The organism is Salipiger sp. H15 (assembly GCF_040409955.1).
Taxonomy (GTDB): domain Bacteria; phylum Pseudomonadota; class Alphaproteobacteria; order Rhodobacterales; family Rhodobacteraceae; genus Salipiger.
Genome location: NZ_CP123384.1, coordinates 2459286 through 2472534 on the forward strand (window position 1 = coordinate 2459286; position 13249 = coordinate 2472534).

12 protein-coding genes are annotated in these 13249 nt (G+C 69.3%); 6 read left to right on the forward strand and 6 right to left on the reverse strand.

Features of this window, described 5'->3' with window-relative positions:
* Positions 1 to 306 precede the first annotated feature (306 nt).
* Positions 307 to 1893 carry an arylsulfatase gene (locus tag PVT71_RS11965; RefSeq protein WP_353472013.1) on the forward strand — a complete coding sequence of 529 codons (1587 nt, stop codon included), beginning with the start codon at positions 307 to 309 and terminating at the stop codon, positions 1891 to 1893.
* 99 nt (positions 1894 to 1992) lie between these two features.
* Here PVT71_RS11965 and PVT71_RS11970 read toward each other — a convergent pair whose 3' ends face one another.
* The 5 genes from PVT71_RS11970 to PVT71_RS11990 all read right to left on the reverse strand — a co-directional run bounded on the left by PVT71_RS11970 (position 1993) and on the right by PVT71_RS11990 (position 7743).
* Positions 1993 to 3306 (reverse strand): pyruvate dehydrogenase complex dihydrolipoamide acetyltransferase, encoded by a 1314-nt coding sequence (locus PVT71_RS11970; RefSeq protein ID WP_353472014.1) that lies wholly within the window; start codon positions 3304 to 3306, stop codon positions 1993 to 1995.
* 10 nt (positions 3307 to 3316) lie between these two features.
* Positions 3317 to 4687: a pyruvate dehydrogenase complex E1 component subunit beta gene (locus PVT71_RS11975; RefSeq protein WP_353472015.1), complete on the reverse strand. Its 1371-nt coding sequence runs from the start codon at positions 4685 to 4687 to the stop codon at positions 3317 to 3319.
* 19 nt (positions 4688 to 4706) lie between these two features.
* A complete protein-coding gene (gene pdhA / locus PVT71_RS11980) occupies positions 4707 to 5729 on the reverse strand; it encodes a pyruvate dehydrogenase (acetyl-transferring) E1 component subunit alpha (protein ID WP_353472016.1) in 1023 nt (340 codons plus the stop codon).
* Between the two features lie 343 nt (positions 5730 to 6072).
* Positions 6073 to 6372, reverse strand: a complete 300-nt coding sequence (locus PVT71_RS11985) for a septum formation initiator family protein (RefSeq protein WP_353472017.1) — start codon at positions 6370 to 6372, stop codon at positions 6073 to 6075.
* A 192-nt stretch (positions 6373 to 6564) separates the two neighbouring features.
* Positions 6565 to 7743, reverse strand: a complete 1179-nt coding sequence (locus PVT71_RS11990) for a phosphoglycerate kinase (protein WP_353472018.1) — start codon at positions 7741 to 7743, stop codon at positions 6565 to 6567.
* 180 nt (positions 7744 to 7923) lie between these two features.
* Here PVT71_RS11990 and PVT71_RS11995 point away from each other — a divergent pair, with 180 nt between their 5' ends.
* Both PVT71_RS11995 and PVT71_RS12000 read left to right on the forward strand, forming a co-directional pair.
* Positions 7924 to 8430 carry a peptidylprolyl isomerase gene (locus tag PVT71_RS11995; protein WP_353472019.1) on the forward strand — a complete coding sequence of 169 codons (507 nt, stop codon included), beginning with the start codon at positions 7924 to 7926 and terminating at the stop codon, positions 8428 to 8430.
* On the forward strand, positions 8423 to 8971 hold the full coding sequence (locus PVT71_RS12000; protein WP_353472020.1) for a peptidylprolyl isomerase: 549 nt from the start codon (positions 8423 to 8425) through the stop codon (positions 8969 to 8971). The genes PVT71_RS11995 and PVT71_RS12000 overlap by 8 nt, the downstream gene beginning before the upstream one ends.
* Before the next feature lie 79 nt (positions 8972 to 9050).
* Here the strand turns inward: PVT71_RS12000 and PVT71_RS12005 are convergent, their stop codons facing one another.
* On the reverse strand, positions 9051 to 9941 hold the full coding sequence (locus tag PVT71_RS12005) for a GNAT family N-acetyltransferase (RefSeq protein ID WP_353472021.1): 891 nt from the start codon (positions 9939 to 9941) through the stop codon (positions 9051 to 9053).
* Positions 9942 to 9979: 38 nt separating this feature from the next.
* On the opposite strand from PVT71_RS12005, the gene PVT71_RS12010 reads away from it, so the two are divergent.
* The 3 genes from PVT71_RS12010 to PVT71_RS12020 all read left to right on the forward strand — a co-directional run bounded on the left by PVT71_RS12010 (position 9980) and on the right by PVT71_RS12020 (position 13083).
* On the forward strand, positions 9980 to 10129 hold the full coding sequence (locus PVT71_RS12010) for a hypothetical protein (protein ID WP_353472022.1): 150 nt from the start codon (positions 9980 to 9982) through the stop codon (positions 10127 to 10129).
* A 136-nt stretch (positions 10130 to 10265) separates the two neighbouring features.
* Positions 10266 to 11714 (forward strand): IMP dehydrogenase, encoded by a 1449-nt coding sequence (gene guaB / locus PVT71_RS12015; protein WP_353472023.1) that lies wholly within the window; start codon positions 10266 to 10268, stop codon positions 11712 to 11714.
* Between the two features lie 217 nt (positions 11715 to 11931).
* Positions 11932 to 13083 (forward strand): RsmB/NOP family class I SAM-dependent RNA methyltransferase, encoded by a 1152-nt coding sequence (locus PVT71_RS12020; protein ID WP_353472024.1) that lies wholly within the window; start codon positions 11932 to 11934, stop codon positions 13081 to 13083.
* Positions 13084 to 13249: the final 166 nt, after the last annotated feature.

Consider the following 13249-nt stretch of genomic DNA (forward strand, 5'->3'; position numbering starts at 1 on the left):
GTCGGGAGTGCCCGGCCGCGGGACGTGATCCGCCCGCCGCGGTGCAGCACGGCTCAATGCTATGCCTTGGGTACATCTTCACAAGCGCCGGTTGCGCAATCTCGCCATGCAGGCAGCGCATGACGTATCGGCAAGGAGGCGCGCAGGCACCGCGCGACGCTCTGCCGCGAGCCGCCGATGGGCGAAGTTACCGCTACGTCAGAAAAATGGTCGGTGGTAGTGTGTTACCGGCTGACACGCGTCAGGCGTGTGCTAGTCTGAACACGTTTTCTTGATTCCAAGCGATTGTCCAACGGGAGAAAAATGATGTTGAGGCCATTTATCCTGGCGATCCCTCTCGCCGTCCTCGGGCTTGCCGCGCCTGCCGTGGCGCAGGACCAGCCCGAGAAGCCGAACATCCTGGTGATCTGGGGCGATGACATCGGCTGGCAGAACGTCTCGGCCTACGGGATGGGCACGATGGGCTACACCACGCCCAATATCGATCGGATCGCGGCGGAAGGCATCCGCTTCACCGACCACTACGCGCAGCCGAGCTGTACCGCGGGCCGCGCCGCCTTCATCACCGGTCAGTACCCGATCCGCTCGGGGATGACGACGGTGGGCCAGCCGGGCTCGGCGCTCGGGCTGCAGGCGGGCTCGCCCAGCCTTGCCGAGGAGCTCAAGCAGATCGGCTACCGCACCGGCCACTTCGGCAAGAACCACCTCGGCGACCGCAACGAGCACCTGCCGACGGTGCACGGCTTCGACGAGTTCTTCGGCAACCTCTACCACCTCAACACCCAGGAAGAGGCCGAGCAGCGCGACTACCAGCGCTTCGGCGAGGGCTTCTCGGGCTCGCTCGAGGCCTACGAGGAGCAGTTCGGCACGCGCGGCGTGATCCACTCCTTCGCCTCGGACGTGGATGACCCCACCGAGCAGCCGCGCTTCGGCAAGGTCGGCAAGCAGACCATCGAGGACACCGGCCCGCTGACGCAGGAACGGATGAAGATGTTCGACGAGGGCGAGGTGATCCCGCTGGCCGAACAGTTCATGGCGAATGCGAAAGAGGCGGGCGAGCCCTTCTTCGTCTGGCTCAACACCAGCCGGATGCACCTCTACACGCGGCTCAACGACGAATGGCGCTACGCCGCCGAGACCTACACCTCGGAGGCCGACTACCACGGCTCGGGCATGCTGCAGCACGACCATGACATCGGGCTGGTGCTCGACTGGCTCGACGCGCAGGGCCTCGCCGACAACACCATCGTCTGGTACTCGACCGACAACGGACCCGAGCATTCCTCCTGGCCGATGGGCGCCACCACGCCGTTCCGCGGCGAGAAGATGACCACCTACGAAGGCGGCGTGCGCGTGATCTCGATGGTGCGCTGGCCGGGCCAGCTCGAGCCGGGGCAGACGCTCAACGGCATCCAGGGACACCAGGACATGTTCACCACGCTGGCCGCCGCGGCGGGCATCGAGGACGTGGCCGCCGAGGTCATGGACGAGAAGAAGCAGTACATCGACGGGGTCAACAACCTTCCCTACTGGAAGGGCGAACAGGACCACTCGAACCGCGACAGCATCTTCTACTACTACGAGAGCAAGCTGACCGCCGTGCGGGTGGGGCCGTGGAAGTTCCACTTCTCCACCAAGGAGGACTACTACGCCAACGTGATCCCGCGCACCGTGCCGCTGGTCTTCAACCTGCGCATGGACCCGTTCGAGAGCTACGACAGCAAGGACTCCTACGGCCACCTGATGCAGAAGGTCTCGTGGCTGATCCAGCCGATCAACGTGCTCATGCAGCAGCACCTGCAGACGCTGGCCGAGTACCCGCCGGTGCAGGGCGGCACCTCCTTCGACATGTCGAACGTGGTCGCCGAGTTCCTCGAGAAGGCGCTGCAGTAAGGCATTCTCCCCGGGGCGCGTGCGTCCCGGGGGCCGCGCAAAGCGAAACGGCCCCACCTTGCGGTGGGGCCGTTCTCATTTCAAGCGATGCGCCCGGGATCAGGCGAGCATCACCATCGGGTTCTCGAGGTTGTCGGCGATCGCCTGCAGCAGCTCGGCACCCAGCGCGCCGTCGATGACCCGGTGATCGACCGAGAGGGTCACCGACATCACCGTCGCCACGGTCAGCTCGCCATCGGCGCCGACGACCGGCTTCTTGACGCCCGCGCCCACGGCGAGGATCGCGCCATGCGGCGGGTTGATCACCGCGTCGAAGTTGTCGATGCCGTACATGCCGAGGTTGGAGATCGCGAAGCTGCCGCCGATGTACTCATGCGGCGCGAGCTTCTTGGTCCGGGCCCGGCCCGCGAGGTCCTTCATCTCGGCGGAAAGCGCCGAGAGCGACTTCATCTCGGCATCCTTCAGCACCGGGGTGAAGAGGCCACCCTCGACCGCAACGGCCACCGCCACGTCGGACGGTTTCAGCTTGAAGATGCGGTCCCCGGCCCAGACGGCATTGGCATCCGGCACCGCCTGCAGCGCCAGTGCGCAGGCCTTGATGACGAAGTCGTTGACCGAGAGCTTCACGCCGCGCGCTTCCAGCTGCTTGTTCAGCTGGCCGCGGAACTTCAGCAGCGCGTCGAGCTTGATGTCCTTGCGCAGGTAGAAGTGCGGGATGGTCTGCTTGGCCTCGGTGAGGCGGCTGGCCACCGTCTTGCGCATGCCGTCGAGCTTGACCTCTTCGATCTCGCGCCCCTCGTACATCTTGCGCACCGCGTCGGCAGTGGGACCGGAGGGCATCGCCGCCGCCTTGGGGGCCTCGGCTGCCTTGGTCTCGGCTGCTGCCGCCGGAGCGGCTGCCGCGCCGGGCTTGGCGGCCTCGACGTCGGCCTTCACGATGCGGCCGTGCGGGCCGGTGCCCTTGACCTGCGCAAGGTCGAGCCCCTTGTCCGCCGCGATGCGGCGGGCGGGCGGGGGGGCGAAGATGCGCGTGCCATCGGCGGGGGCGGGCGCCCCCGGGGCAGGGGTCGCGGCAGCGGCAGCGGCAGGCGCCGGTGCGGCGGCTTCCGCCTTGGGTGCCTCTGCCTTCGCCTCGGCCTTGGGGGCCGCGGCGATGTCGTCGGCGCTTTCACCTTCCTCGAGCAGGACGGCGATGGGGGTGTTGACCTTCACCCCCTCGGAGCCCTCGGCGACGAGGATCTTGCCGATCACGCCTTCGTCGACGGCCTCGAATTCCATCGTCGCCTTGTCGGTCTCGATCTCGGCGATGACATCGCCGGAGCTGACCGTGTCGCCCTCCTTCACCAGCCACTTGGCCAGCGTGCCTTCCTCCATGGTGGGGGACAGCGCGGGCATCAGGATTTCCGTGGGCATGACGCTCTCCTTACCGGTAGGTGACTTGGCGGACGGCGTCGATCACCTCTGCGGTGGTGATCAGCGCGTGCTTCTCGAGGTTCGCCGCGTAGGGCATGGGCACGTCCTTGCCGGTGCAGTTGATCACCGGGGCGTCCAGCCAGTCGAAGGCGTTCTGCATGATGTAGGCCGAGAGGTGGTTGCCGATGGAGCCCACCGGCCAGCCCTCTTCCACGGTCACGCAGCGGTTGGTCTTCTTCACCGACTCGATGACGGTGCCGTAGTCGATCGGGCGCAGGGTGCGCAGGTCGATCACCTCGGCCGAGATGCCCTCTTCCGCCAGCTTGTCCGCCGCCTCGAGCGCGTAGGTCATGCCGATGCCGAACGACACGATGGTGACATCGGTGCCCTCGCGCCAGATCTTCGCCTTGCCGAAGGGCACGGTGAAGTCGTCCATCACCGGCACCTCGAAGGAGCGGCCGTAGAGGATCTCGTTCTCGAGGAAGATCACCGGGTTCGGGTCACGGATGGCGCTCTTCAGCAGGCCCTTGGCGTCGGCTGCCGAGTAGGGCATCGCCACCTTGAGGCCGGGCACCATGGCGTACCATGCGGCGTAGTCCTGGGAGTGCTGCGCGCCCACGCGGGCGGCGGCGCCGTTCGGGCCGCGGAACACCATCGGTGCGCCCATCTGGCCGCCCGACATGTAGAGCGTCTTGGCCGCCGAATTGATGATCTGGTCGATCGCCTGCATGGCGAAGTTGAAGGTCATGAACTCGACGATGGGCTTGAGCCCGCCGAAGGCCGCGCCGACGCCGATGCCGGCAAAGCCGTGCTCGGTGATCGGCGTGTCGATGACGCGCTTCGAGCCGAACTCGTCGAGCAGGCCCTGGGTCACCTTGTAGGCGCCCTGGTACTCGGCCACTTCCTCGCCCATGACGAAGACGGTGGGATCGGCGCGCATTTCCTCGGCCATGGCGTCGCGAAGCGCTTCGCGCACGGTCTGGGTCTTCATCTGGGTGCCCTCGGGCCAGTCGGGCGTGACCGCCCTGGCCTTGGGGGTCGCCGGGACCGAGGCGGGGGCGGGCGCCGCGGCGGGCGCTTCCTCGGCCTTGGCCGGGGCGGCCTCGGCCTTCGGCGCGGCGATGTCGTCCGCGCTTTCGCCGTCCTCGACCAGCACGGCGATCGGGGTGTTGACCTTCACGCCCTCGGTGCCCTCGGCGATCAGCAGCTTGCCGACGATGCCCTCGTCGACCGCCTCGAATTCCATCGTGGCCTTGTCGGTCTCGATCTCGGCGATGATGTCGCCCGAGCTCACGGTGTCACCCTCTTTCACCAGCCACTTGGCCAGCGTGCCCTCTTCCATGGTCGGCGAGAGCGCGGGCATGAGAATTTCGGTTGCCATGTCGGTTGGTCCTTCTGCCTCAGGCCTCTGCCGCCGTGCCTTGCGGCACCACGTCGGCATAGATGTCGGTCCAGAGCTCCTCGAGCGCCGGCTCCGGGCTCTCCTTCGAGAACTCCGCCGAGGCGTTCACGATGTCCTTGATGTTCTTGTCGATCGCCTTGAGGTCGTCCTCGGTGGCGTGCTTGCCCTGCAGCAGCAGGTCGCGCACGCTCTGGATCGGGTCGCGCTCGTCGCGCATCTTCTGGACTTCCTCGCGGGTCCGGTACTTGGCCGGGTCCGACATCGAGTGGCCGCGGTAGCGGTAGGTCTTCACCTCGAGGATGTAGGGGCCCTTGCCGGCGCGGCAATGCGCCACGGCCTTCTCGCCCGCTTCCTTGACCGCCAGCACGTCCATGCCGTCGACCAGCTCGCCCGGGATGCCATAGGGCGCGCCGCGGGTGTAGATTTCCTCGGTTGAGGTCGAGCGCTTCTGCGCGGTGCCCATGGCGTACTGGTTGTTCTCGATGACGAAGATCACCGGCAGCTTCCAGATCGAGGCCATGTTGAAGGTCTCGTAGACCTGGCCCTGGTTCGCGGCGCCGTCGCCGAAGTAGGCGAAGGTCACGCGGTCGTTGCCGAGATAGGCGTCGGCGAAGGCGAGACCGGCGCCGAGCGGCACCTGCGCGCCGACGATGCCGTGGCCGCCGTAGAAATGCTTCTCGCGGCTGAACATGTGCATCGAGCCGCCCTTGCCCTTGGAATAGCCGCCCTCGCGGCCGGTGAGCTCGGCCATCACGCCGTTGGGGTCCATGCCGCAGGCCAGCATGTGGCCGTGGTCGCGGTAGGACGTGATGCGCTTGTCACCCTCGCTCGCCGCGGCCTCGAGGCCGACGACGACGGCTTCCTGGCCGATGTAGAGGTGGCAGAACCCGCCGATGAGCCCCATGCCATAGAGCTGACCCGCCTTCTCTTCGAAGCGGCGGATGAGCAGCATGTCATGGTAGTATTGCTTGAGCTCCTCGGGCGAGACGTTCGGCTTGGCGGATGGTTTCCGGGCGGCCATGGGGACTCCTCCCAACTAGTTTAGTGTTAAACTTTCTCCCACAGTAAAACGCCGGCGACGGAGTGTCAAAGGGCGGGGAGGAAGGTTTCGTCAAAAAGTGGCCCGGGATGACGCCGGGGAAGGGAAGTGGCGGAACCCCGCCGTTCCCGCGCCGCCCCGGCGGGGTGCCCGGCCGCGCCGTTGCGCCGTGCGTATTTGCAAAGAGAAGAAGCGCAGGTCCTTCTTCTCTTTGAAAAATACGCCGGGGGAGCACGGCGCGCAGCGGCGTGCGGGGGCGGAGCCCCCTCTTGGACAAGGGAGGCGCGGGTGCAGGGCGGGTGAAGGGGGGAGAGTCGCCGGTACCTTACCGGACGACGATCTCGTCGGCGCGGATCATGCCCAGCACGTCGCGCGCCTGCTGGTCGAGCAGGTCGAGGTCGAGGTAATCGTCCGACAGGCGCAGCGTGGCGTTTTCCATGTGCGCGACCTCGGCGTTGATCCCGGCGAGCTCGGTCGTGAGCCGGTCGGCCTCGACCTCGATCTCGGCGCGGCGGAAGAGGCCGAAATCGCCCTGCACGGCGGCGAAGGTGAAATAGCCCGAGAGGCTCAGCGTGATCACCGCGAAGACAAGGCCGCCGAAGGCCGGTTTGCGTCTGCCCGTCATGTGCGTGGAATCCTGTTGCCTGTTCCGACTGCTTTGGCGCCGCGACCCCTCTTTTGCCGGGAGCCTGTCGGACGTCGGGGAAACCATGCCACAAGGCGCGGGTCCCGGGAAAGCCCCAAGGCGCGAAACCTTGGGGAAATCCTGTGATTTGATGCCGGATGTGGCCGATCCGCCCCGGCGGGGGCGGCGCGGTCAGCCGAGCGCGGCGACGCCGGGCAGGGTCTTGCCTTCCATCCATTCGAGGAAGGCGCCGCCGGCGGTGGAGATATAGGTGAAATCCTCCGAGGCCCCGGCCTTGTTCAGCGCCGCCACCGTGTCGCCGCCGCCGGCGACCGAGACCAGCTCGCCGCGCGCGGTGCGCTTGGCGGCATATTTCGCCGCGGCATTGGTCGCGGCGTCGAAGGGCGCGATCTCGAAGGCTCCCAGCGGCCCGTTCCAGATCAGCGTCGCGGCGCGGGCGATGGCCTGCTCGATATGCGCGACGCTGTCGGGGCCGGCGTCGAGGATCATCGCGTCGGCCGGGCAGGCCTCGGCGGGGACCACCTCGGACGGCGCGTTCTCGCGGAACTCGCGCGCCACCACCACGTCGCGCGGCAGCAGGATCTCGCAGCCCGCCGAGGCGGCCTTCTCGGCGATCGCCTTCGCGGTGCCTGTCATCTCGTGCTCGCAGAGCGACTTGCCCACGTCGACGCCCTGCGCGGCGAGGAAGGTGTTGGCCATGCCGCCGCCGATCACCAGCATGTCGACCTTTTCGACGAGGTTGCCGAGCAGGTCGAGCTTGGTCGAGACCTTGGCGCCGCCGACCACCGCCAGCACCGGGCGCTTGGGCGCGCCGAGCGCGGATTCGAGCGCCTCGAGCTCGGCCTGCATCAGCCGGCCGGCGCAGGAGGGCAGCAGGTGCGCCAGCGCCGCGGTCGAGGCATGGGCGCGGTGCGCCGCCGAGAAGGCATCGTTGCAGTAGACGTCACCGAGCGCGGCGTAGCGCCTGGCGAGCTCGGCGTCGTTCTTCTCCTCGCCGGGCTCGAAGCGGGTGTTCTCGACCAGCACGACCTGGCCCGGATCGCAGGCGTCGATCACCACCTCGGCCTCGTCGAGCGTGGTGAAATGCACCCTGGTGCCGAAGGCCGCCTCGAGCGCGGGGACCAGCATCTTCAGCGACATCTCGGGCACGACCTTGCCCTTGGGTCGGCCGAAATGCGCCAGCAGGATCGGCTTGCCGCCGCGCGAGAGGATGTCCTGCACCGTCGGCGCCACGCGCTCGATCCGGGTCGCGTCGGTGACCACGCCGCCGTCCACCGGCACGTTGATGTCGACACGGGTGAGCACGCGCTTGCCGTCAAGTTCCATGTCGTCGAGGGTCTTCCAGGCCATCTCGGTCCTCCTGATCCGTTCTTGGCCAATGGTCTGCCCCGTGCCGCGCGCAAGGTCAATGCAGCAGAGAGTGGGAGGGCGCGCGCGCCGCGCGGCGGGTCCGGCGCGCGCCCGCGCGTCTTGGCATTCGGGTCCGGGCAGACTAAATCTCGCGCAACGCACGCCATAGGGAGTATCGACATGGCCGAGATCAAGGACCCCGAAAACACCATCCTGATGGAGCTCAAGAACGGCACCGTCACCATCGAGCTGCTGCCGGACGTCGCGCCCAAGCACGTCGAGCGCATGAAGGAACTCGCGCGGTCGGGCCAATATGACAACGTCTGCTTCCACCGCGTGATCGAGGGCTTCATGGCGCAGACCGGCGATGTCGAGCACGGCGACATGGAAGACGGCTTCAACCTGCGCCGCGCCGGCACCGGTGGCTCCGAGCTGCCCGACCTGCCGGCGGAATTCTCGCGCCTGCCGCATGACCGCGGCACGCTCGGCGCCGCGCGCTCGATGAACCCGAACTCGGCCAACTCGCAGTTCTTCATCAACTTCAAGGACAACCATTTCCTCAACGGCCAGTACACCGTCTACGGCCGGGTCATCGAGGGCATGGAGCATGTCGACGCGATCACCCGCGGCGAGCCGCCCGCGAGCCCCGACCGGATGATCTCGGTGAAGGTGGCCGCCGATGAATAAGCTCGCGCTTCTGCTTTCGGTGCTGGCCTCGCCCGCGCTGGCGGCCGGGCTCGACGTCGAGGTCGCCGGCGAGGGGGCCAACGGCACCTTCCACATCGAGCTCTACGACGATGTCGCCCCGCAGCACGCCGCGCGGCTGACCGAGCTGGCCAAGTCCGGCGATTACGACGGGGTGTATTTCCACCGCGTGATCGAGGGCTTCATGGCGCAGACCGGCGATGTGCAGTTCGGCCGTGACGGCGGCGACATGCGCATGGCGGGCATGGGCGGCTCGGACCTGCCGGACCTGCCGGCGGAGTTCTCCGAGAAGTCCTTCGAGCGCGGCGTGGTCGGCATGGCGCGCTCGCAGGATCCGAACTCGGCCAACTCGCAGTTCTTCATCATGTTCGCCCCGGCGCCGCACCTCAACGGTGCCTATACCGCGGTGGGCGAGGTGACCTCGGGCATGGAAGTGATCGACGCGATCAAGCGCGGCACCGGGCCGAACGGCGCCGTGGTCGGCAAGCCCGACATCATGGTCAAGGTCACGCCGACCGAGTGACGCCGCAAAAGGGGGAGGGGCTCCGCCCCTCACCCCGAATTTTGGCCGGCGTATTTTGAAAAAGAAGGGCTGGTCATCGTCAGGTGGCCAGCCCTTCTGGCAAGCGGCGGGCGAGCGGCGCGAGGGCGCGCGCGCGCAGCCAGGTGCCGCCGAGCCGGTGCGCCTGTGCCCCGGTGCCGAGCTTGAAGCGGGTGATGCCGGGCGCGTCGTCGCTGTTGAGCATGCCGAGATCGAGCCGGTCGTGGCCCCGGGTGGACAGCCAGCGCATCGCCTCCCAGAGCAGCAGCGTCATCGCCTGGGCGGCGCGCCCCTCGGGGGTGGTGACGCCGGTGGTCCAGCTGGCCATGTGCCCGTGGCGCAGCACCGCGATGGCGGCGAGCGCCGCGCCGTGCCGCCGCGCCTCCCATATCCAGGCCGCGCCGGGATTGGCGGCCGCGAACGCCGCGAGCAGTCGCGGCGGCAGGTTGCGGTAGCGCCGGGCGCGGGCCTGCGCGGCCTCGGCGGCGAGCAGCCAGTGGTCCCCCTGCAGCGGCAGGCGCCTCACCTCCAGCCCCGAGCCTTCGGCGCGGTTGAGGTGGTTGCGCCATTTCGGCGCCAGCGCGGCGCGCATCTTCGCCTCGGGCCCGAGCGGCAGCAGTGCCAGCGTCATCGGGGTGACAAGCGGCCAGAACCCCGCGCCGCGCAGAGCCGCGGGCGGCAGCGCCTCGGCATTGAGCAGCAGCGGGCCGGGCGGGCGCCAGCTTTGCAGCCAGTCGAGGGCGTCGTCCTGTCTTTCCGTCACCGGACCGCGGGAGAGCAGCGAGACCTGCCCGAGCAGCGGCAGCTGCCGGACCTGGACCTGCCAGTGCAGCGGGTTTCCATTGGGCAGGGGGCCCTTGCCGGCGCGGCAGGGATGCCCCAGCGCGGCGCAGGCGCGGGCGTATTCCGGGGACTGCGGCAGGGGTAGGGCGGGCGCTGTCATGCGCGCCATTAACCCCGCCGAAAGTGAGCGCGTGGTTAATGGTGTGCATGAGCGATCCGCCGTCCCGCAGCCGCCTTGGCCAGCACGTTCCGCGCCCGCGCCCCACGCGCGGCGCCGCGCTGCTGGCCGCGCTGATCCTCTCCTTGCCCTTCGCCCTGCTGGCCCTGATCGAGCTGCTGCTCGCGCTTTCCACATAGCTCGGGAGCCCGCGCGGCTGCCCCGGCGCCCCGTCCGCCACAGCCCGCCGCGGCGAATTTCCGTGGGGTCTTTCCCCCGCCGGTCATCCGTGCAATAGGGACGTGCCAACCGATACCCTCCCAAGGAGCCGCCCCCATGGAGATTCGCGAGGCCTTCACCTTCGACGATGTCCTGCTGCTGCCCGCAGCGTCCAGCGTTCTGCCGTCCACGGCCGACACGCGCACCCGGGTCACCAAGAGCATCGCGCTCAACATCCCGCTGCTGTCCTCGGCCATGGACACCGTCACCGAGGCGCGCATGGCGATCACCATGGCGCAGGCCGGCGGCATGGGGGTGATCCACAAGAACCTCGACATCGAGAGGCAGGCGCAGGAAGTGCGCCGGGTGAAGCGCTTCGAGAGCGGCATCGTCTACAACCCGGTCACCCTCACCGCCGACCAGACCCTTGCCGATGCGCAGGCGCTGACCGAGCGCTACGGCTTCACCGGCTTCCCGGTGGTCGATGACCAGCACCGCGTCGTCGGCATCGTCACCAACCGCGACATGCGCTTCGCGCAGAAGCCGGACACGCCGGTGCGGGTGATGATGACCTCGGAGAACCTCGCCATCCTGCGCGAGCCCGCCGACCGCGACGAGGCGATCAGCCTGATGAAGGCGCGCCGGATCGAGAAGCTGCTGGTCACCGACGCGCAGGGCAAGCTCACCGGGCTGCTGACGCTGAAGGACACCGAGAAGGCCGTGCTCAACCCCACCGCCTGCAAGGACGAGCTGGGCCGCCTGCGCGTCGCCGCGGCGACCGGGGTCGGTGACGCGGGCTTTGCCCGCACCGAGGCGCTGATCGACGCGGGTGTCGACATCGTGGTGATCGACACCGCCCACGGCCACAGCGCCGGGGTGATCGACGCCGTGGCCCGGGCCAAGGCGCTGTCGAACCAGGTGCAGGTCATCGCCGGCAACGTCGCCACCGGCGACGCCACCAAGGCGCTGATCGACGCGGGTGCCGATGCGGTCAAGGTCGGCATCGGGCCGGGCTCGATCTGCACCACGCGCATGGTGGCCGGCGTCGGCGTGCCGCAGCTGACCGCGATCATGGATTGCGTCAAGGCGGCGGGCGACGTGCCGATCATCGCCGACGGCGGCATCAAGTTCTCGGGCGATTTCGCCAAGGCCATCGCCGCGGGCGCCTCCTGCGCCATGGTGGGCAGCATGATCGCCGGCACCGACGAGAGCCCGGGCGAGGTCATCCTCTACCAGGGCCGCTCGTTCAAGGCCTACCGCGGCATGGGCAGCCTCGGCGCCATGGCGCGCGGCTCGGCCGACCGCTACTTCCAGAAGGACGCGGCGAGCGACAAGCTGGTGCCCGAGGGCATCGAGGGTCAGGTGCCCTACAAGGGCGCCGCGGGCGCGGTGATCCACCAGCTCGTCGGGGGCCTGCGCGCCGCCATGGGCTACACCGGCAACGCCACCGTCGAGGAGATGCGCCGCAACTGCCAGTTCGTGCGCATCACCAACGCCGGCCTGTCGGAGAGCCACGTGCACGACGTGCAGATCACCCGCGAGTCGCCGAACTACCGCGTCGGCTGAGCGCGCGACCTGCGAGGGAACAAGGGGGCCGGTCCGCGAGGGCCGGCCCTTTGCGTTCGGCGCGGGACGCCGGATAATCTCTGGACCTTGCGCGCCGCGCGCGGGTAGAGGGGCGGTGGCCCGATCCGGGCCGCGGGCGACAGCGGCAGGAGCACGAGACGATGCAGCACCACGACATCCCGATGAGCCGGGCGGCAACCGCCGGGGCGGCGCGCGCATGACCCCCGGCGCGAGGCTTCAGGCCGCCGCCGAGGTGCTCGACCGCATCGCCGGCGGCATGGCGGCGGAGCAGGCGCTGCTCGGCTGGGCGCGCGGCGCGCGCTACGCCGGCTCGAAGGACCGCGCCGCGGTGCGCGACCATGTCTTCGACGTGCTGCGCCGCTGGCGCTCGACCGCCGCCGAGGGCGGCGGCGAGAGCGGCCGGGCGCGGCTCATCGGCCTTCTGCGCCAGCAGGGCATCGCGCCCGGCGATCTCTTCACCGGCGGCCACGCGCCCGCCGCGCTGACCCCCGACGAAGCGGCCGCGGGACGGCCGCCCGAGGGTGCCGAGGCGCGCGACCTGCCCGACTGGATCGACGCGCTGCTCGCCGGGAGCCTCGGTGACGGGGCTGCCGCCGCCGCCGAGGCGCTGCGAGAGCGGGCCGCGGTCTTCCTGCGGGTGAACACGCTGCGCGGGGATCTGGCCGCGGCGCAAGCCGCGCTGGCGGAGGAGGGCATCGAGACCCGGCCGCACCCGCTTGCCGCCGGGGCGCTCGAGGTGACCTCCGGCGCGCGCCGAATCGCGCAGAGCCGGGCCTTCACCGAGGGGCTTGTCGAGCTGCAGGACGTCGCGAGCCAGGCCGTGGTCGAGGCGCTGCCGCTGAAGTCCGGCCTGCGCGTGCTCGATTACTGCGCCGGCGGCGGCGGCAAGGCGCTGGCCATGGCCGCGCGCACCAAGGGCGAGGTCGAGGCGCATGACGCCGACCCGCGCCGCATGTCCGACCTGCCGGCCCGTGCGAACCGCGCCGGGGCGCGCGTCCGGCAGGTGGCGAAGCCGCAGGGGCAGTACGACCTCGTGCTCTGCGACGTGCCCTGTTCCGGCAGTGGTGCCTGGCGCCGATCGCCCGAGGGCAAGTGGCGGCTGACCGCGGAGCGGCTGGCCGAGCTCGAGGCCATCCAGGCCGGGATCCTCGACATCGCGGCACGGCTGATCCGCCCGGGCGGGGTGCTGGCCTATGCCACCTGCTCGATGCTGGCGGCGGAGAACGCCGCGCAGGTCGAGGCCTTCCTCGCGCGCCATCCCGGCTGGACGCTGGGGCAGATGCGCCAGTTCCTGCCCGGCGACGGCGGCGACGGCTTCTTCGGTGCCCAGCTGCATCCGCCTGTCTGAGCGGCGTTTCCGGCCGGGTTCGAGCGGGATGACGCGCCGAAAGAGATGGGTTAACCTTTAGTTAAGCCTCGCCATGCCACATGGAGGCGCGGTGACACGGTTGAGGGGGAGGCCCGCGTGACGCAATCCGTCACTGGCGAGGAACAGCGCGGTCCGGCGATGCCCC